The sequence below is a fragment of the Halomonas sp. SpR1 genome (genome assembly GCF_031010175.1).
GTDB lineage: Bacteria > Pseudomonadota > Gammaproteobacteria > Pseudomonadales > Halomonadaceae > Vreelandella.
In genome coordinates this window covers 81,011-100,391 of record NZ_JAUAMB010000009.1, presented here as the reverse complement: position 1 = coordinate 100,391, position 19,381 = coordinate 81,011, and the positions used below count along the sequence as shown (strand labels likewise).

Below are 19,381 nucleotides of genomic sequence, written 5' to 3'. Positions count from 1 at the left end.
TTGACGCTATGCTCTGGTGACCTGGTGGTTTCTAAAGGTACCTTATATGTTTGGGTGTAAGTCCCTTTTGACCGGATGTGCGAATAATAACTAATGGAAGTCAACAATCGCGAATTGGCCCTCCAAACTGGCCTGCTTCTGCTGCTAGTGTCCACCATTGTGATTGGTGCAGGCGGCTATTTGCTGGGTTTTTTCCCCGGCGTTCATCAGCCGCAATTGCTAGCTCTGCTACCGGACAGTGCGCTGGTGATTTTATTATGTGGGTTAGGTCTCAGCGCAGTAATGGCTGGCTTTGAAGGTTTTCGCAGAGCCACCTCCGTCGCCCTTGCTGCGGTTGCCAGCTATACGCTGATACACAACGGCCTAGACCCTTCATCCCACGCTGACTCCTTACTGAGTGGGCATCCACGCTTGCCTAGCCAAGCCGCTCCTATACTACTTATGGCGGCATTTTGCCTCTGGGTAGGCCCTCAAGGACGTTGGCAGCGCCGTATTTGGCAACTCGGTGGACTGTTTTTATGGACGGTTGGCTGCATTACATTAGCCGACCATCATGGATGGCCCTTGCCCACCTGGTTGCCCCGTGCCAGCGCGCTGACTCCCGGCCTGATCGGCTTTTTATTTGGCATCGCCATGATGACAGTGAGCCTGCATGTTCCTCATTTGAAGACATCCTTAAGCAGTGCCGCTGTATTGGCGGGTATTCTTGGCGTTAGCCTGAGCATGAGCGGCTGGTTCTTAGTCAGTTGGAACCAGCATGAAGACATGCGTCAAAGCGCTAAGCAGAACTTGGAAGGCATTGCGGTCAATATTGATCAGATGCTGGCGTCGCGCGCCATAGTGCTAGAGCGCTTAGCAGAACGTTGGCGTCAGGTATTTGCAGACCCCACATCGCGAAGCCGGGAGGTTGAGCGCTACTGGACAGATTATCCAAGCCTATTAGCCATTGGCTATTTCAATCCTACGGCCAATGACATATGGCGCCGTGCTCGCCATGCCAGTGCTCTGCTTTGGCTAGATGGTCAGTTGGGTAGCTTCGCGACATTGACTTGGCTTAATCAGCAGCGAGGTGACATCCAGTGGTCGTTTCCTGACTATGAGCGCTCCACGCTAGCGCTGCTCTCCGTTAAGCAGCAAGGGCGACCCTATCAACTCGTAGCCGCCATCGATATGGCGTTACTTATTGACCGGGAAACCAGTGTGGTTAATGGCACTTTTGCACTGCACATAACCCATACCAACGGCTACCTCATTAACGAAGGGGATGGCCTCCAGCCCGCCTCTGCTATCGCTCCGCCTACGCAAGTCCTTGCAGAGCACAAAGCGGTGTTACCAGGAGGCGCGATTATTAATTTGGCTCTTTCTGAACTCCCCAACCCGCCCATAAAACTAGCTCATTTTATAGCCGCTGGCGTGGGGCTTTCCGGGCTGCTACTCACTTATCAGTTGGCTTTTAGCCTTGCCTTGATATCTGCCCGTGCCCAGCGCTCCCGGGAGCTCTCGAAAGCTAAAGAGACCCTGCAGGATAGCGAACAGCGGTTTCGCTCGCTGTTTACACAAAACCCCGATGCCGTGTTTTCCCTCGATTTGAACGGCTATCACTTAAGCGTCAACCGATCAGTCCTTACCCTACTTGAAATTAGCGAAGCACAGATTATTGGTCGTCATTGGAAAGACATCGTCGCCCCTGAACACCACCCAATCGTGGATATTGCCTTCCAGAAAGCTTTAACGGGAATTGCTCAGCGTTTTGATTTGGAGGTTATCAGCCAATTGGGTAACGCACGCCAACTGGATATCTCATTTTTGCCCACCATCGTTAAGGATAAAGTGGTAGGCGTCTACGGTATCGCCAAGGAGATGACTGCGCTGCGCCAAAAAGAGGCTCAGCTACGTATTTATCAACGCAGCCTGGAAGCCAGTAGCAACGGCATTTTAATTTGTGAGGCTCAGCAAACGGATTATCCCATTGTTTATGTAAACTCTGCCTTTGCCGACATGACAGGCTACTCGCTTGAAGAAGTAGAGGGGCGCAGCTGCCGTTTTTTACAGGGCCCCGATACCGACCCCCAGCAGATTGCTGAAATACAGCACGCACTTGAGCATCAACACGATATCACATTGACCCTTCGCAACTATCGCAAAAACGGCCAAGCCTTCTGGAACAATCTATTTCTCTCCCCGGTACGTAGCCCTGACGGTCAAGTAACGCACTTTGTGGGCAGTATCAACGATATCTCTGAGCGCCGGGATCATGAGAACGCACTTGCTTTTCATGCCACCCACGATGTATTGACCGGCCTTGGCAACCGCGCCCTGTTTGAAGACCATTTGCGCCATGACTTCGAACTTGCTCGACGCCATAAGCAGCAGCTAGCGGTACTGTTTATCGATCTTGATGAGTTCAAACCCATCAACGATACGCTGGGGCATGGCATTGGTGACCAGGTGCTTATCAACGTCGCCCGGCGGCTTGAACAGGCGATAAGACCTTCCGACACTCTGTGCCGTTTCGGGGGTGATGAGTTTGTGTTGCTACTACCGGATCTTGATAGCCCTCAACAGGCAGAAGAAATTGCCGAGCGTCTACTTGAAGCCCTTGCCCTGCCTTACCGCATAGAGCGCCATGAACTCTACCTTTCGGCGAGCATTGGCATCGCGCTTAATGACCAGCAGCTAATGCAACCAGAGGAGTTGCTCCAGCAAGCCGATATGGCGATGTATAAGGCCAAGCAGCAAGGTCGCAACACCCTGCAAACCTTCACTCAGGATATTAATCAAAAGCTCACTCAGCGGGTAACACTGAGAAATGATTTGCAGGAAGCAATTCTAAATGAACAGTTTGAACTGCATTACCAGCCGTTGCTGACTATCGAGGGAGAAGTTCGGGGCTTTGAAGCATTAGTACGTTGGAACCACCCGATCAAAGGCGCGATCTCACCGGCGCTATTTATTCCTATTGCTGAAGAGACAGGGCAAATTATCACCTTGGGCCAGTGGGTCATAGAGCGCGCCGCACGGGATTTTCTCATTCTCCAGCCGCAGCTTCCCAGCCACTGCCGCATTTCGGTCAACCTTTCGCCAATGCAGTTTCATCGGCCCAGTTTTTTAAGCTCGCTCAGCGCTACCCTTGAAGCCACGGGGCTCAGCGCGACATCGCTAGAGCTTGAGTTAACTGAAGGCATACTGATGAATGATACCGACGCAGCAATTGATAAGCTGCATGCACTGCGCGAGATGGGGATCAGTGTGGCCATTGATGATTTCGGCACCGGTTTTTCAAGCCTGAGTTACTTGCGCCACTTACCCGTCGATAAGGTGAAAATTGACCGCAGTTTTATCAACAATATTGCCCACAACAGTAAGGATGCCGCTATCGTTCAGGGCATTGTGGCACTTGCTCATCACCTGGAACTGAAGGTAGTGGCAGAGGGGGTAGAGACGTCACAACAGCACCAACTGCTGGTGGCGTTGAAGTGCGATGTTTTTCAGGGCTACCTGTTCGCTCGTCCTATGCCCTTCGAGCCACTGTGCGATTGGCTAACGGAGCAGCGTGGCTCCGTTACATCGGCAGTACGGCAATAATATGCGATTCTAACTGCTGCTCGGGCACTTCATCCTGGGACACCGCAAAGCTGCGTACACTGACGCCTTTACGATGAACCCGTTCGGCGTCATTGCTCAGCAGCGGGTGCCAGCCCGCCAGCTTGCGCCCTTCCGCCACCCGCCGATAGCCACAGCTCTGCGGCAGCCAGGTAAACTCTTTCACCAACGCAGGCGTCAGCTGGGTGCAGTCGGGAACGCTGTCGAAACGGTTAGCATAGTCGCTGCACTGACAGCTGTGGATATCCAGTAGACGGCAGGCAACATTGAGCACCGCCAACTCCTGGGTGTCCTCATCGTGCAACTTCAGAAGGCAGCATTGCCCACAGCCATCGCATAGCGCTTCCCACTCCTGGGGCGTCAGTTCTTCTAGGGTAAAGCGCTCCCAAAAACGTTCGCGCATCGTGTCTCTCCTGCCTCGTTATCACGGTTAAACACTTTATTATGGGGATCTATCTTGGTGGCTTAATTCAGCCACTAGCTCTGGCCAGAGTGTCTGAAAATCGTTCTCTAACGCTTGATAATCCTCCTGCAGCCACGGCACTAAGGCTGCCAACTGATTGGGGCCTGATAAACGCCGGCCAATGCCCGCGACGGCCCGACAAGTGAAGGCAAAGTCTGCGTAGCCTCTAAGCCAGTCGTGTTCGACGAGTATCGGCATCATACCCGCCAGCCGATTCGGCGCGGGCCGTGCGGAAAGCAGTCGATAGCAGCGCTCAACTAGCGCCTCCTGATCCGCCCGCCCCGCCGTATCCCGAGCCAGGAAATGATCCCACACCATATCCAGCGCTATTCCCGCATAGCGTCGCTGCCCCGCTGGCGCTCGCCGTCGGGCATTAACAACGCTAGGATGGCTATCCACCCAGGCATCCACCCGGCGGTGATGACGAATGCCCAGCGCAGTGGCTGCGGGCCAAGCGGTTAAATCACGCCCCTTAACGCCATCGGCAATTAAATTACCGTAGAGAAAATCATCGCTACCGCCACTCACCAACCAGGCGTGGGCAAGAAAATTCATAACCGGTTATGGTTACGCTTTATCAGAGTGTGAGGCGACGTGGGCACGGTGCACGTCGAGCAAATAGGCCTCTTTAGGGGGCGGCATTTGTAGATAGAACCCTTTCTCTTTAATCCCTTCCACTACGTCTGCCGCGTTGACCCGGGACAATTTTTTGTCAGTGGTCAACAGCATGGTGAACACTGGCACCGGCTTGCCGAAGGTTTCCAGCAGTTGCTCTGGGACGTCGGCTAACCCTTGACGCTTGTCGACGTATAAATACATCTCATCTTTACGCGAGCTTTTAAACACCTCGCAAATCAGTTTGTCGCTCATGATGGCTGCTCCTCAAGGGCCTGGGCCAAAGCGTCATTCAAACACTCACCCCGCCAACCGGTGGGCCAGCTTAGAGGCTCCCCAGCCAAGTCTTGCATCACCAGCGTTTCAATATCCCGGCGGCGCAGAAGCATTTCCGGCGCCACCCCCAAGTCATTCGCTTTAGCGGTTACCGCCTTTTTAAGTGCTTTAAAGCGCGATTTGAACGTGGGGTGCATGGGATCTGGCCAGCGCTTGGGCAGTGCCGCTTCATTGCAGTGCTGGGCCTGTTTCACCATCGCCAGCAGTGCATCACCCTCTTTTTTGATCAGCATCGGCTTCATGCCTTCCACCTCAGCGAGCTCGAAGCGATTGCTGGGCATCTTTTCGGCGATCGCAAACAGCAGCTTATCGCTAATCAACCAATTGCGCGGCAAGTCCCGGCGGCGTGTTTCGCCTTCACGCCAAGTGGTCATCAGCCGATACGCTTCCATCTGGCGGGGCGTCAAGCGCCATAGTTGGCGTTGGCGGGTGTACCACTGCTGGTCGTTATCAACGCTGCGACCCGCCTGTTCGATTAGACTGGCGCACTCAGCATCCACCCACTCGCGGCGCCCCAGCATGGCAAGCTTTTCCGCCTGTAGCGTCCAGACCTTCAACAGATAGATAACGTCCAGCGCGGCGTAGTGGCACTGGGCAGGTGAAAGTGGGCGCACTAACCAGTTTGAGCGGGTCTCCTCTTTAGGCAGGGTTTCACCGATCCAGAATTCGACCAGCTTTTGATACCCCATACCAGGGTTTTCGCCCAAAAAACCCTGCACCACCTGGGTGTCAATTAACGGCACCGGCAATACGCCTGCCCAGTGCTGGAAGACCTCCAGGTCTTCGCTGCAGGAATGCAGTAACTTGATGGCACTATTCTGCAGCAGGGCGCGGAATTTATCGGTGCAGGGAACGGCCACCGGATCAATTAGATAAGCCTCATCACCCGCGGTGAATTGAATCAGCGCAGGGACTGGAAAAAAGGTGTTCTCTCGGAAAAACTCGGTATCCAGAGCGATCACAGCAGCATCGGCTACTTCCTCGCATGCCGTATCAAGCGCATCTGGGGTATCAAGCCATTGATAAGAGGGGGTAAGAGAGGACAAAAGCATTCTTCCAAGTTGGCGCAAACGCTACCGCGCTTGCGTTTTATGTAGGCTTATTCACTGGCAAACGGCAAACGACCGTTAAACGCACGGCTCAAGGTACCGCCATCAACGTACTCCAGTTCACCGCCCATGGGGACGCCATAAGCAAGCCGCGAGAGTTTAACGTTGTGTTCTGATAGCAGCGAAGCAATGTAGTGGGCCGTCGCTTCACCCTCAATCGTCGGGTTAGTCGCCAACACCACCTCTTCAATGAGCCCTTCTGCAACGCGCGCTTCCAGCAAGTCTAAACCAATTGACTCAGGCCCTACGCCATCCAGCGGCGAAAGGTGCCCGTGGAGCACAAAATAGCGCCCTTTAAAGCCACCTGCCTCCTCAATCGCCAGTTGATCGGCAGGTGACTCCACTACACATAGCAGCGAATCATCGCGGCGCGGGCTCTCACATAGCGCGCAAATATCGGCCTCGGTGAGCGTGCGGCAGCGCTGACAGTAGCCGACTTCTTCAATGGCTTGCTGGATAACCTCAGCAAGCCGCTGGCCACCTGACCGCTCGCGCTCAAGCAGATGCATCGCCATGCGCTGAGCCGTTTTGGGCCCAACGCCGGGAAGCACGCGAAACGCCTCCATTAACTGCTCAACGAGTGGAGAAAAACGCATTGTTTAGAACGGCATCTTAAAGCCGGGCGGAAGGTTTAAACCCGCCGTTGCTTCTTCCATTTTCTGCTTAGAGCTGACTTCCAGTTTGCGCACCGCGTCGTTGACCGCCGCCGCGAGCAAATCCTCCAGTAGCTCTTTGTCCTCTTCCATGACGCTGGGATCAATGGAGACATTGGACACGTCGTGGCGACCGTTCATGGTGACCTTGACCATACCGGCCCCCGCTTCGCCCTGCACTTCGGTATTAGCGACCTCTTCCTGGGCGCGCTGCATTTTTTCCTGCATTTCTTGGGCTTGCTGCATCAAGTTGCCCATTCCACCTTTAAACATGGCCTGATCTCCAAAATACGTCGTTAAAACTGTCTAGTTAATAAAGTCTCGACTAAATGAAAAGCGCTTAGCGTATCGCGTCGGCTGGCTTTACGCTGGATTCTATCAGCTTTGCACCAAATGCCTGCTGTAACTTCTGTACATGGGGGTCGTGGTTGAGTAGATCAACCGCCTGAGCATGGCGCTCTTTATTAAGGCGCTCTTCGCGCTGGCGGGGCGTTTCCAGGCTATTAGACAACTCGGCCACGTAAAACGCTATTCGCCGTGGCATGCCCTGCTCATTTAACGCCCGCTCAATGCGGGTTTGATGCACTTCCGCCTGCATGGCCTCTTGACTGGGGTCTAAGCGCAGCGTCAGCAGCGTGCCGTCATCGCTTTCAACCAAGCAGTTGCCCGCCAGGTTACGGGTTAAACCGCCCAAGCCTAGGGAGTCGAAATACTCCAACCACTTAGCATTATCCAGCTTGCCTGGCAGGGTTTTAGAAACAGCTTCTGGAACGGTTTCTGGAACAGTTTCTGAAAGCTCCTCTGATTGAGCTTTGGGTGCCTCCGTGGCGGGGTCTAAATTATCGGGCTCGGAGGCTGGCTCGGGTGTTACTGTTGGCTCTGGCTCAACAGCATGTTCCGGCTCAGCCAGCGCCGCGGGTTCAGGGGTATCCTGGGGAGCCTCCCCCTCTGCCACTGCTGTGTCCGCTTCGACTGTCCAAGGAGGTGGCTCTTGCAGCGGCGGCGCCTCTTCAGCGGCAGGCATGACCGCTTGAGGTTGAGGCTCGGGCGGCTTTGACTGCTGCGCTTCAGATTGAGCTTCTGGCCGGGCTTCCGTTTCTGGCGCGGGCTGCGGCGCTGATGATGCCGCCTCCACAACTGACGCTTGTGCACTCGTCGCATCAGCCGCAGTTGTTGGTTCTGATGCCTCTGATGATGTCTCGCGGCGCAGCGGCAGCGGGGTACGCGGCGGTTTCGGCACGCCCTGAGGGCGAAACGCCAGCATCCGTAGCAGCGTCATCTCTAACGCGCTGCGCAGATCAGGGGCATGCACCATATCCCCGCGGCCCTGAATACCAATTTGGTAATAGAGCTGAATGTCTTCGGCGGTGAAACGACTCGCTAGTTGCAGGATAACGTCACTATCACCGTGGCTGTTATCTACGGCGTCCGGCACCATCTGCGCCACCGCCAGCCGATGCAGCATGCTCGAAAGTTCATCCAGCACCGCAGCAAAGTCAGGGCCTTGCTCGGCCAACTGAGCTACTTCGCCCAACAGTCGCTGCACATCCACATCGGCCAGCGCCTCTGCCAGCCCAAGTATATGACGATGATCCAAGGTGCCTAGCATGGCGGCCACATCTGCATGACGCACAGCCCCCTGGCCAAACGCAATAGCTTGGTCGGTTAGGCTCATGGCATCGCGCATCGAGCCTTCTGCCGCTTTACCCAATAGCCATAACGCGCTTTCGTCAAATGCAACGCCCTCTTCACCCAGCACATAGGTCAGGTGCTCAACCACACGCTCTGGCGGCATATGTTTGAGGGTAAATTGGAGGCAGCGCGAGAGTACGGTCGGCGGCAGCTTTTGCGGATCGGTGGTCGCCAGCAGGAATTTCACATGTGGCGGTGGCTCTTCCAAGGTTTTCAGCAGCGCATTGAAACTGCTGGTGGAGAGCATATGCACCTCATCGATCAGGTACACCTTGTAGCGCCCTTGAGTAGGCGCGTACTGGACGTTGTCCAGCAGCTCTCGGGTATCTTCTACCTTGGTTCTTGACGCCGCATCGACCTCAATTAGATCAACAAAGCGCCCTTCATCAATTGCCTGGCAGCTGTCGCACTGGCCACAGGGGGTAGAGGTAATGCCTTCATCGCCACGGCCGTTGGCGGTGCAGTTCAAACACTTGGCCAGGATACGCGCTAAGGTGGTTTTACCCACACCGCGGGTACCCGTAAATAGGTAGGCGTGGTGCAAACGGCCTTGATCAAGGGCATTGACCAGGGCGCGTTGAACATGGGCCTGGCCCACAAGTTCGTGGAATGTGCGAGGCCGCCACTTTCGGGCCAGAACCTGATAGCTCATGAAGCTGTACTTCCTTCGGCGGGCTGACTTGCCCCGCGCTGTCGCCAGCGCGGGGCAAAGGCCACGATGCATAAACAAAGATGATGCGAGAACAAGCGCCATTCTAGCGGTTGCACCGCAGCCCGCCAACCGCCACGAAAAAGCGGAATGTTTGACAACGCCTAGGCGTTATCGCCGCCTTCCGCCGCACCCGCACGCTCTGCAGCGGCTTTTACCAGCTTTTCCAGTTCGCCGTTTTGATGCATCTCAACCACGATGTCGCAGCCACCCACCAGCTCGCCTTCAACCCACAGTTGCGGGAAGGTGGGCCAGTTAGCAATCTTGGGCAGCTCGGCGCGAATATCCGGGTTATCCAGAACATTAACGAACGCAAAACGCTCACCGCAGCTCATCAGCGCTTGTACGGTCTGGGCAGAAAACCCGCACTGAGGCAGTTGGGGCGAACCTTTCATGTAAATCAGGATCGGATTTTCGCTAATTTGACGCTGAATGTTTTCGGCAGTCGTGCTCATACTATTCTCCTCCATACTATTCTCCTCGCTTATCAATGGCCGATACCCTCTTACCCATCTACTTGGCTTGGCCCTTGAACCCTGCTCTTGAACCTAGCTCGTGAACCTAGCCCTTGTAATGAGTACTTGAGACTAGTACTTAATATGGTTCTTAAGACCAGTACCCGAGTAGAGCGCTCGGCTTTAACGTGTAGAGGCCATTCTACGCATGCCGTTCGCGTTGCGCATCCCCTGCGGCATCGCTAGGATAGTGTTTTTGCGCGGAGAGAAGCCCTTATGGCGACACGCCATTTCCTGACCCTGCTAGATTTGACCCCGGACGAGCTGGATTATTTGATCCAACGCGCCATTACGATCAAAACCAATCTAAAAGCCCAGGGCCCTGTTTATACTCCATTACCCAACCGCACTCTGGCGATGATCTTTGAAAAATCGTCTACGCGTACGCGGGTTTCATTTGAAACGGGAATGGCACAGTTTGGCGGCCACGCACTATTTCTCTCCCCCCGTGATACGCAGTTGGGTCGAGGCGAGCCAATTGAAGACACCGCTCGCGTACTCTCCGAAATGGTCGATGCGGTAATGATTCGCACCTTCTCCCACGCGGGGTTGGAAGCCTACGCTAGCGCCAGCAGCGTACCGGTAATCAACGCCTTGAGCGATGATTACCACCCCTGCCAGCTACTTGCCGATGTAATGACCTGGACCGAGCTTCGCGGTAGCGTCAAAGGGCGCACAGCGGTATGGATTGGTGATGGTAACAATATGTGCCACTCCTGGATCAACGCCGCCCGTCAGTTCGATTTTCACCTACGCATCTGCTGCCCGAAGGGCTATGAACCGCGTGCCGATATCATGGCAGCCGCTGGCGATAGAGTGACGCTGCTGCACGACCCTCAGGAAGCGGTAAAGCAGGTCGACCTGATCACCACCGACGTTTGGGCATCAATGGGCCAGGAGGAAGAGCAGGCAAAGCGTGAAGCCGATTTCGCAGGCTTTCAAGTTACCGAAGCGATGCTCGACCAAGCCAACCAAGACGTGCTCTTTCTGCACTGCCTACCCGCTCATCGCGGTGAAGAGATTAGCCACACCCTGCTCGACGACCCACGGGCCGTGGTTTGGCAGGAAGCGGGCAATCGCCTGCATGCACAAAAAGCACTGATTGAATTTTTACTATTGGGAAAAATCGCTGAGTAATAATCAGCTTTTAAGGTCGAAAAAAAGCCTCGTTGTTAAACGAGGCTTTTTTCTGGAATCTTGGTAAAGCAAAATAGTGGTGGAGCCTAGCGGGATCGAACCGCTGACCTCAACACTGCCAGTGTTGCGCTCTCCCAGCTGAGCTAAGGCCCCATGCGCTGTCTTTCCGACAGCGAGGCGGATACTACGATGAACATTTATCTCGGTCAAGTTTTTGCCCCAACTGCGGCCAACTAATTCTCCTTTGTCGTAAGCTGTGGCACTCTATGCATAGAGTACAAGGCCAACGCCTGAGCCCATGATGTTTCCATGCAGGAGCCTGTCCATTGATCACTGTACTTATAGCCGATGATCATCACCTAGTAAGAACGAGCATTGCTCACCTGCTAAACGAAGAGTGTGACATTAAAATTGTGGGCGAAGTCGACGATGGCGAAAGTGCCGTAACACAGTGTCGCCACTTAAAGCCCGACATTGTGCTAATGGACATTCGCATGCCGGGCATCGGCGGGCTTGAAGCCACTCGACGGATTAACCGCAGCATGAAAGACGCCAAGGTTCTAATCTTGACCGCGCACATGGAAGACAGCGTATTGCGCCGCATGCTCGAAGCGGGTGCCTCAGGCTTTTTAAGCAAAGGCGCAGATGCCACAGAAATGACCGATGCCATCCGTCAGGTCTTCCACGGCCGGCGTTATGTCAGTCAAGAAATTGCCCAGCGGCTGGCCATGTCACACTTTACCGATGAGGATAATCCGTTTAGCCACCTCTCTCACCGAGAGCTACAGATTGCCCTTATGATTGTGAACTGCCAGCGCGTGCAAGATATCTCTGACCGCCTGCATTTAAGTCCTAAAACGGTAAACACCTATCGCTATCGACTCTTTGATAAACTACCGGTAGCCACCGACGTTGAGCTTACCCACTTAGCACTCCGTCACGGGCTGGTCGAGGGGTTTGACGCTACCCAAATATAACCCCACCTTCCCCTGCTGTTATCGGGTACCGACACGCTGATATGACCTTTGATTCAAAACAGTTCTTGAGCTCGGTAAGCTCCTCACCAGGGGTTTACCGTATGCTCGACGAACAAAGCAATACCCTCTATGTAGGCAAAGCAAAGCGTTTGAAAGCGCGCCTTGCCAGCTACTTTCGTGGCCAGTTGAATACCAAAACCCAGGCCATGGTGGGCCGCATCGCCGATATTCAGGTAACCGTCACGCGCACGGAAACTGAAGCGCTTCTGCTCGAACAGACACTGATCAAACAGCTGCGCCCGCCCTATAATATTCTGCTTCGAGACGATAAGTCCTATCCGTTTGTATTTGTCACTGATCGCCACCCCTACCCGGCACTTGAGTATAAGCGCGCCCGGCAACGCAGCGACGATGGCCGCTACCTAGGCCCCTACCCCAGCAGTGGTGCTGTGCGTGAAAGCTTAGCGCTGATGCAAAAAATATTTCGTATCCGCAACTGCGAGGATAGTGTCTTTGCCCACCGCTCGCGCCCCTGCTTGCAGTATCAGATACAGCGCTGTAGCGCCCCCTGCGTCGACTACATTTCCGCCGAAGACTACCGCCGTGACCTCGAACACGCCGTGATGTGTCTGGAGGGCAAAAGTGAAAGTGTGACTCAGGAACTGATGGAAGCGATGGAAACGGCCAGCCAGGCGCTCAATTTTGAGGAAGCTGCCCGTCTTCGCGACCAGGTTCAGCAACTGCGCCAGCTCCAACAACGCCAGTTTGTCGATACCGGCGGTGGGGACGCCGATATTTTCGCCCTCGCTCAACGCCCCGGCGCGCTTGGGGTTTCAGTGCTGAGTGTCCGTGACGGTCGCCTGTTGGGAGCGCGTCATCACACCCCGAAAAACGATCTGGATCTACCGCTTGAAACGCTGCTCACCGAAGTGGTTAGCCAATACTATTTTGGTCAACCCCATAATGTGCCCAGCGAAGTGATTACCAGCCACCCGCTAGACGACAGCGAACTTATAGCCGAAGCGCTGTCACAGCAGGCGGGCAAACGCATTCGCGTCACCAGCCAAGTGAGAGGCCACCGCGCCCAGTGGCGGCAGCTCGCCATTACCAATGCCGAGCAGCAGTTAGCCGCCCAACTGGCCAATCAAACCCAACTTACCCAGCGCTTTACTGCCCTGCAGAAAGCGCTGGGCTTAGCAGAAACACCTCAGCGCTTGGAGTGTTTCGACATTAGCCATAGCCACGGCGAGGCGACCGTCGCTTCCTGCGTGGTGTTTGATCATCAAGGTCCGCGTAAAAGCGACTACCGCCATTTCCGCATTGAGGGGGTCGCCGCAGGCGATGACTACGCTGCCATGCAGCAGGCCCTGACACGGCGTCTTAAGCGGGTAAAAAGCGGAGAAGCGGTTGCCCCGGGCATTTTGATTGTCGACGGTGGCAAGGGCCAACTCAACATGGCCCGCGAGGTGTTTAAAGAACTCGATATCAGCAATATCATGCTATTGGGCGTCGCCAAGGGCACTACGCGCAAAGCGGGGCTTGAAAGCCTGTTTGTGGAAACCGCTGACAACCCGCTCGACCTGGATCCAGCTTCCCCCGCATTACACCTGATCCAGCATATTCGCGATGAATCGCACCGGTTCGCGATTGCTGGCCACCGGGCTCAGCGCGATAAGGCGCGACGCACTTCGACCCTGCAGGATATCCCTGGCATTGGCCCTAAACGCAGACGGGAGTTACTACGCTTTTTTGGCGGTTTGCAGGGGGTACAAAAGGCCAGTCGCGACGAACTGTCCCGTGTACCCGGCATTAATGCGTCGTTAGCCGAGAGTATTTATCGAGCACTCAACGGATAAACGCCCGTTTGGCATGGATGCCATCGGCCAAGGGGGATAGAATGAGCCTCAGACACTTCGAATCCTCTGATTTTCCGGCAAGGATCGCACCCTGCGATGAACATACCCAACATACTGACATTGGCAAGAATCGCCTTTATTCCCCTGCTGGTAGTGCTGTTTTATCTACCCTTCAGTTGGAGCATGCCCGTGGCGGCTGGCCTGTTTGGACTAGCCTCCATCACCGATTGGCTGGATGGCTATTTAGCGCGCCGCTGGAATCAGTCAACGCCCTTTGGCGCTTTTTTAGACCCAGTAGCCGACAAACTCATGGTGGTCGTGGCCCTGGCGTTATTAATCGAGCTTTATGACACCCTGGTACTAACGCTTCCCGCACTGGTCATCATTGGCCGTGAAATTGTTATTTCAGCGCTTCGTGAGTGGATGGCTGAAATGGGCAAACGTGGCATGGTGGCGGTTTCCTGGGTGGGCAAGCTTAAAACGACCCTGCAGATGGTGTCGCTACTAATCCTGCTGGCGCTTCCTCCGACACACGAATTGGCGCTACTAGGCGTTGTAGTACTCTATACCGCCGCCATTCTAACGCTGTGGTCGATGGTTCAGTACCTGAAAGCGGCTTGGCCGCATCTTAGCCGCTCCATGTAATCTGCTGATAACTCAATAAGAAAGCGTCTATAATTCATTGATTGACAACTCGGTGGCGATCCGTATAATTCGCCCTCGAGTCGAGCGGGAATAGCTCAGTGGTAGAGCATCGCCTTGCCAAGGCGAGGGTCGGGAGTTCGAATCTCCTTTCCCGCTCCAACGACTTTTGAGGCTGGATGGCAGAGTGGTTATGCAGCGGACTGCAACTCCGTGTACGCCGGTTCGATTCCGACTCCAGCCTCCATCTTTGTCTAGCAGTGATGTTTTAAGTAAAGCGAAACAGCATTGCTATTTGATTGTTTGTAATGTCTAGCCCGGATGGCGAAATCGGTAGACGCAAGAGACTTAAAATCTCTCGGGGGCAACCCCGTGCCGGTTCAAGTCCGGCTCCGGGCACCATTATCTATTTTCACTCTCCCCCCCAGTTATAACCCCTTTAGCTATTTAACTTTCTATATTGGTTATTTTTGCGCTGCTCTCTGCTGCGAAATTTCGCGTGTCCGAACAGGGCGCAACGGTAGCCCTGATCATTACTCATTTCTTACTCCAAAATATCGCTAAACGCTAATCGCCACGCTATGATGCCTGCCTCTAATTATTTGCGTCCCCGGCGAAGCTAGCGACGCTTTGGGGTTTGCACTACTTTGATCAGCATCAAGAGGGAACGGGAACTATGAGCACGCCAACATCCGATGTACTTATCATTGGCGGCGGCGTCGCTGGGTTAACCCTTGCCTTGGAAGTGGCTGATCACAGGTCAGTGACGCTGGTGCGCCCTGCGCAAGACGACCAAGGTGCCAGCCGCTGGGCCCAAGGTGGTATTGCCGCTGTGCTCTCACCGGATGACGATCTGGAAGCGCATATCAACGATACCCTCATTGCTGGTGATGGGCTGTGCGATATCGAGGCCGTTCGCTTTACCGTTACCCACGGGCCAGCTGCTATTCAGTGGCTGATTGATAAGGGCGTTCCCTTTACCCCCGAGGACGACCCTGCTGCGCGCTATCCGTACCATCTAACTCGCGAAGGCGGCCATAACGCCCGGCGAATTATCCACGCGGATGATGCTACCGGCCGCGCCGTAGTGGACACACTATTAGCCAGCGTTGCGCGACATCCCAACATAACCCAGCGCAACGACCTAACCGTGGTTGGCCTGTTACAAGATGACCAAGGCGCCTGTCGCGGCGCCTATGGCAACGATACTAACCATCAGTGGCACTCGCTCACTGCGCGCCATACCGTATTGGCCACTGGCGGCGCAAGCGGCCTCTACCGTCACACGACTACGCCCGCTCCAAGCAGCGGCGAAGGCATGATAATGGCCGCCGAGCTGGGCGCTCGATTAATGAACCTAGAGTTCCAACAGTTTCATCCCACCTGCCTATTTGACCCCGAAGGCCCGGCGTTTTTGATTAGCGAGGCAGTTCGCGGAGAAGGCGGTCATTTGCTTAACGAGGCGGGAGAACGGTTTATGCTGGCGCTGGATAAGCGCGCTGAGTTAGCCCCTCGCGATGTGGTCGCCCGCGCCATTGATGCTGAAATACAGCGCAGTTCCCTGGGGCACGTGTGGTTGGACATTCGCCATTTAGGTGGACAAGCGATTCGCCACCACTTCCCCACTATTCTGGCCCACTGTGCGTCTCGGGGCATCGATATCACCCAGCAGGCTATCCCTGTCGTACCTGCCGCCCACTATAGCTGCGGCGGCGTTGCCACCAACCTGCAAGGCGCCACCAGTGTTGCCCACCTTTACGCCATCGGAGAAACGGCCTGCACGGGCCTGCACGGCGCCAACCGAATGGCCAGTAACTCACTGTTAGAGTGTTTAGTATTTGCCCGCAGTTGTGCACAGGCGCTGTTAGCAGACGCGCAAGAACTACACGGCCAAGCGGCCAGCATAATTGATTTCCAGCCCCCGGCGCGGGCAGCGGCTACCGTCTTGCCCAAGACAGTACTCAGCGATATACGCCAACAAATGCGCACCACCATGAGCCAACATGTCTCGATTGTGCGCAGCGCAACCGGGCTAAACACTGCTCTGGCGAACTTGAAGTCGCTGCTAAACAGCCTGGAAGAGCTAGAAGGGGCTCTCACCGCCCCGGAAGGCAAACGCTTACACCAGACACTACATCTGGCCATTTTGACGGTACTCGCCGCTCAACGGCGGCATGAGTCCCGCGGACTCCATTACTCCACCGACTGGCCCCATCAACAGTCCAAAGCCGTTGCCTCTTCGCTTTCGATAAACGATTTAACACAAGCGTGAGAGAAAAACGTTAGCGACCCGGACGATGGAACAGCTGCCTTACCTTACGCAGGTTTTTTTCGGGCGCGCTATCAGGCCAGAGCCAAACCCGCTGCTTACCTACATATAGCCCTATTAACCAGGGCCCTAAATAGTCACAACGTACTTGCGCTTCGTCACCCAGATCTTCACTTTGTTGCGCCAGGGTTCTCTCCGCTGGCTGCGCCTCGCTCAGCCAGCGGCCTTGAACTTGAGGTACCGTCGACGTAAGCGAAAGCAAGCCTTTAGGTTGACGAAGATAGCCGCGCCAACCAATGGCAGCGCCCAGCACTACCATCGCCACTGCCAATGACCCGCCCCCTACCCAATAGCTCATCGCCACTATCCCGAACAACAAGCCAGATTGGGCCAGCAGCCAATACTTAGAGGGTACGATAGACAGAATTATCGGTGGTTTCAGCATGTTCAACGATCATTTGTACGATACGCCGCTGGCTAGGCTCCTCGGGCCACTCCCGGTGCATTAACCAGACAAACAGATCCTGATCTTCACCTTTAATAAGCTGCTGGTAGGCCAGTTGATCCGCTTCGCTGAGATGGTCAAAACGCTGTTCAAGAAAAGGTATAAGCAGCAGATCAAGCTCCCACATGCCGCGCCGGGAGTGCCAATAAAGCCGTTTGCGCAAAATGGCTGCTGGGGAATTGTCGTCGTTCAACGTCAGCCGCTCCGATTCGATAAATGAGTGGCCAGTATACCTAAGCCACAGGGTCGCGCCAGCGCCCTACTTCGCCTATGCTGTAAAAGTACCTAGAACCTTGTTTTATCTGAATTGTTTTATATTGAATTGCGCAGTATGCTGAATTTGATGTTAGCGAGGTCGCAAGCGTCACGGCCTTCAATGTTCGCAGGGAGCCAACCGATGACTAAATCTGAATTAATCGAACAAATTGCGATGCGTCAGCCGGAGTTGTCCGCCAAAGATGTTGAAACGGCGGTGCGTATTATCCTGGACGACATGACGGATTCTCTTTCTAGCGGCGGTCGCGTTGAGATCCGTGGTTTCGGCAGTTTTTCACTGCACTACCGGGAGCCGCGGGTAGGGCGCAATCCAAAAACAGGCGAAGCAGTTGATCTGGAAGGCAAGTATGTGCCGCACTTTAAACCTGGCAAGGAGCTGCGCGAGCAGGTAGACGCTAGTCGGGCGCTCGGCTACTAGCTACTAATCGTGGGATGACGTCGCCGCTAGAGTCGTACACAATAGCGCTACCGTGAATGTCACAGACTAGGAAACTCAAATGCGTTGGATCAAAGGGCTGATTCTAGCCGTTATTTTGCTGATAGTAGTGCTGGTAGGTATTCTGTTTGCCGTTAATAATCAGCAAACCATTGCCTTGAACCTTATTTGGCTGGAGCTACCGGCAGTATCGCTCTCGGTGTGGCTACTAGCGACCTTGGTGTTTGGCGTCATACTGGGCATGCTCGCCATGCTAGGCGTCTACGTTCGGTTAAAGGCAACCCTGGCCCGCAGCCAGCGACAGAATAAGCAGCAACGTAAAGAGCTCGACAGCCTGCGCACCCAGGAGTTTAAGGAACTGGCATAAATGCTGGATGTTGCGCTGCTAAGCGTACTGCTGGTCGCCATTGCCATCGGTTACGGGTTAGGTTATCGCCAAGCCGGACGCCGTCGACATCGCACCGAACCGCCCACGACCTCCTCGCAGGCGCTCTCCCGGGACTACTTCGTCGGGCTTAACTACCTGCTTAACGAGCAGCCCGACGAAGCGATCAATACCTTTATTAATGTGCTTGCGGTCAACAGCGACACGGTGCATACCCATATCGCCCTCGGCAAACTGTTTCGCGCCCGTGGCGAGGCGGATAAAGCGGTCAGCATCCACCAAAACCTGTTAGCGCGCCCCGCCCTTTCACAGCATACCAATGAGCAGATCCAGCTTGAGCTTGCCCGTGACTTTATGGCACTTGGTGTGCATGATCGCGCCCAGCGGCTGCTCAATACGCTGCTGGAACAGAGTGGTGATCACGAACACCGCTACGCTGCCAAACAGATGCTTATCGATTTACTGGAACGCGAAAAAGCGTGGCAGCAAGCCCTCGACGTTATCCAACCGCTGCTGAAACAGTATCCTAAAATGCGGCGCCCCGCGGCCCACTGGCTATGCGAACTGGCACTGGAAGAAATAAGTGAAGCCAGCCGACCACTGGCTAAAAAGCACCTCAAACAAGCGCTGCAACTGGATGAAAATTGCGTTCGCGCCACCTTGATGTTGGCCGAATTAGAGATGGACAATGGGCACTATGCCCGCGCTATAGGGCGATTAGACAACATTCCGCGCCAGGACATAGCGCATATCTCTACCATGCTGCCCGCCCTCAGGCACGCCTATTTGCGCAATAATGATGAAGCAGGTTTTGAGGCCCACCTTTATCGGCTGCTGGAGCAAGCGCCTTATACCAGTACTATTATTGCGCTGGGGCAGCTCGTTCATCAGCGCGACGGTGTCGACAAAGCAATTGAGTTGATCGGCGGACGTCTGCGCGCCGTGCCGAGCTTAGGCGGGCTGGATTATTTGATCGACCTGTATATTGAAAGCCAGCGGCTTAGCGGAAAACCTTCCCCGGATACACGCCTGCTGCTGCTAAAACATCATACCGATGCACTGCTACTTAACCGTACCCGCCATCGCTGCCAGCGCTGTGGCTTTGCCAGCGACGCCTTACAGTGGCAGTGCCCCAGTTGCCGTTTCTGGGGCACAATTAAACCGGTGATTGGCGTCGAGGGCGAATAGTGCTCGTAAGGCTGC

19 protein-coding genes and 4 tRNA genes are annotated in these 19,381 nt (G+C 54.9%); 12 read left to right on the top strand and 11 right to left on the bottom strand.

Annotated features, from left to right (window positions below):
* Window positions 1–93: 93 nt before the first annotated feature.
* Window positions 94–3,585: an EAL domain-containing protein gene (locus QT231_RS08990; RefSeq protein WP_308336565.1), complete on the top strand. Its 3,492-nt coding sequence runs from the start codon at window positions 94–96 to the stop codon at window positions 3,583–3,585.
* On the opposite strand, the gene QT231_RS08985 is transcribed toward QT231_RS08990, so the two are convergent.
* The 8 genes from QT231_RS08985 to grxD all read right to left on the bottom strand — a co-directional run bounded on the left by QT231_RS08985 (window position 3,563) and on the right by grxD (window position 9,635).
* Entirely contained in the window at window positions 3,563–4,006 is a 444-nt protein-coding gene (locus tag QT231_RS08985; protein WP_211596093.1) for a YcgN family cysteine cluster protein, read from the bottom strand. The genes QT231_RS08990 and QT231_RS08985 overlap by 23 nt on opposite strands.
* Before the next feature lie 39 nt (window positions 4,007–4,045).
* A complete protein-coding gene (locus QT231_RS08980) occupies window positions 4,046–4,621 on the bottom strand; it encodes an ACP phosphodiesterase (protein ID WP_308336564.1) in 576 nt (191 codons plus the stop codon).
* A 12-nt stretch (window positions 4,622–4,633) separates the two neighbouring features.
* Complete coding sequence (locus tag QT231_RS08975) at window positions 4,634–4,936, bottom strand: YcgL domain-containing protein (RefSeq protein WP_308336563.1); 303 nt, start codon at window positions 4,934–4,936, stop codon at window positions 4,634–4,636.
* A complete protein-coding gene (gene rnd, locus QT231_RS08970) occupies window positions 4,933–6,069 on the bottom strand; it encodes a ribonuclease D (RefSeq protein WP_308336562.1) in 1,137 nt (378 codons plus the stop codon). The genes QT231_RS08975 and rnd overlap by 4 nt, the downstream gene beginning before the upstream one ends.
* Window positions 6,070–6,116: 47 nt before the next feature.
* Window positions 6,117–6,722 carry a recombination mediator RecR gene (gene recR, locus QT231_RS08965; RefSeq protein ID WP_308336561.1) on the bottom strand — a complete coding sequence of 202 codons (606 nt, stop codon included), beginning with the start codon at window positions 6,720–6,722 and terminating at the stop codon, window positions 6,117–6,119.
* A 3-nt stretch (window positions 6,723–6,725) separates the two neighbouring features.
* A complete protein-coding gene (locus QT231_RS08960) occupies window positions 6,726–7,052 on the bottom strand; it encodes a YbaB/EbfC family nucleoid-associated protein (RefSeq protein ID WP_064233653.1) in 327 nt (108 codons plus the stop codon).
* A gap of 67 nt (window positions 7,053–7,119) precedes the next feature.
* Window positions 7,120–9,123 carry a DNA polymerase III subunit gamma/tau gene (gene dnaX, locus QT231_RS08955; RefSeq protein ID WP_308336560.1) on the bottom strand — a complete coding sequence of 668 codons (2,004 nt, stop codon included), beginning with the start codon at window positions 9,121–9,123 and terminating at the stop codon, window positions 7,120–7,122.
* A 161-nt stretch (window positions 9,124–9,284) separates the two neighbouring features.
* Entirely contained in the window at window positions 9,285–9,635 is a 351-nt protein-coding gene (gene grxD / locus QT231_RS08950) for a Grx4 family monothiol glutaredoxin (RefSeq protein WP_133732744.1), read from the bottom strand.
* A 276-nt stretch (window positions 9,636–9,911) separates the two neighbouring features.
* Between grxD and argF the strand changes: the two genes are divergently transcribed.
* Entirely contained in the window at window positions 9,912–10,832 is a 921-nt protein-coding gene (argF, locus tag QT231_RS08945; RefSeq protein WP_308336559.1) for an ornithine carbamoyltransferase, read from the top strand.
* 77 nt (window positions 10,833–10,909) lie between these two features.
* On the opposite strand, the gene QT231_RS08940 is transcribed toward argF, so the two are convergent.
* A tRNA-Ala gene (locus tag QT231_RS08940) sits at window positions 10,910–10,985 on the bottom strand.
* A 173-nt stretch (window positions 10,986–11,158) separates the two neighbouring features.
* Between QT231_RS08940 and uvrY the strand changes: the two genes are divergently transcribed.
* From uvrY to nadB, 7 genes are all read left to right on the top strand, one after another.
* Entirely contained in the window at window positions 11,159–11,809 is a 651-nt protein-coding gene (uvrY, locus tag QT231_RS08935; RefSeq protein WP_308336558.1) for a UvrY/SirA/GacA family response regulator transcription factor, read from the top strand.
* 41 nt (window positions 11,810–11,850) lie between these two features.
* A complete protein-coding gene (gene uvrC, locus QT231_RS08930) occupies window positions 11,851–13,665 on the top strand; it encodes an excinuclease ABC subunit UvrC (protein WP_308336557.1) in 1,815 nt (604 codons plus the stop codon).
* Window positions 13,666–13,761: 96 nt separating this feature from the next.
* Entirely contained in the window at window positions 13,762–14,310 is a 549-nt protein-coding gene (pgsA, locus tag QT231_RS08925; protein ID WP_308336556.1) for a CDP-diacylglycerol--glycerol-3-phosphate 3-phosphatidyltransferase, read from the top strand.
* A gap of 84 nt (window positions 14,311–14,394) precedes the next feature.
* Window positions 14,395–14,469: transfer RNA gene (locus QT231_RS08920), tRNA-Gly, on the top strand.
* Window positions 14,470–14,480: 11 nt separating this feature from the next.
* A tRNA-Cys gene (locus QT231_RS08915) sits at window positions 14,481–14,554 on the top strand.
* A gap of 68 nt (window positions 14,555–14,622) precedes the next feature.
* Window positions 14,623–14,709 (top strand) — tRNA-Leu (locus QT231_RS08910).
* Between the two features lie 274 nt (window positions 14,710–14,983).
* The gene (nadB, locus tag QT231_RS08905; RefSeq protein WP_308336555.1) at window positions 14,984–16,579 is read left to right on the top strand and encodes an L-aspartate oxidase; all 1,596 of its coding nucleotides are present in this window, start codon (window positions 14,984–14,986) and stop codon (window positions 16,577–16,579) included.
* Between the two features lie 10 nt (window positions 16,580–16,589).
* Here nadB and QT231_RS08900 read toward each other — a convergent pair whose 3' ends face one another.
* Complete coding sequence (locus QT231_RS08900; protein WP_308336554.1) at window positions 16,590–16,934, bottom strand: hypothetical protein; 345 nt, start codon at window positions 16,932–16,934, stop codon at window positions 16,590–16,592.
* Window positions 16,935–16,980: 46 nt separating this feature from the next.
* Window positions 16,981–17,274: a succinate dehydrogenase assembly factor 2 gene (locus QT231_RS08895; protein WP_308336553.1), complete on the bottom strand. Its 294-nt coding sequence runs from the start codon at window positions 17,272–17,274 to the stop codon at window positions 16,981–16,983.
* A 204-nt stretch (window positions 17,275–17,478) separates the two neighbouring features.
* Between QT231_RS08895 and QT231_RS08890 the strand changes: the two genes are divergently transcribed.
* The 3 genes from QT231_RS08890 to lapB all read left to right on the top strand — a co-directional run bounded on the left by QT231_RS08890 (window position 17,479) and on the right by lapB (window position 19,366).
* Window positions 17,479–17,775 carry an integration host factor subunit beta gene (locus QT231_RS08890; RefSeq protein WP_211596081.1) on the top strand — a complete coding sequence of 99 codons (297 nt, stop codon included), beginning with the start codon at window positions 17,479–17,481 and terminating at the stop codon, window positions 17,773–17,775.
* A 79-nt stretch (window positions 17,776–17,854) separates the two neighbouring features.
* Entirely contained in the window at window positions 17,855–18,160 is a 306-nt protein-coding gene (locus QT231_RS08885; RefSeq protein ID WP_027958442.1) for a lipopolysaccharide assembly LapA domain-containing protein, read from the top strand.
* Entirely contained in the window at window positions 18,161–19,366 is a 1,206-nt protein-coding gene (gene lapB, locus QT231_RS08880) for a lipopolysaccharide assembly protein LapB (protein ID WP_308336552.1), read from the top strand.
* Window positions 19,367–19,381 lie beyond the last annotated feature (15 nt).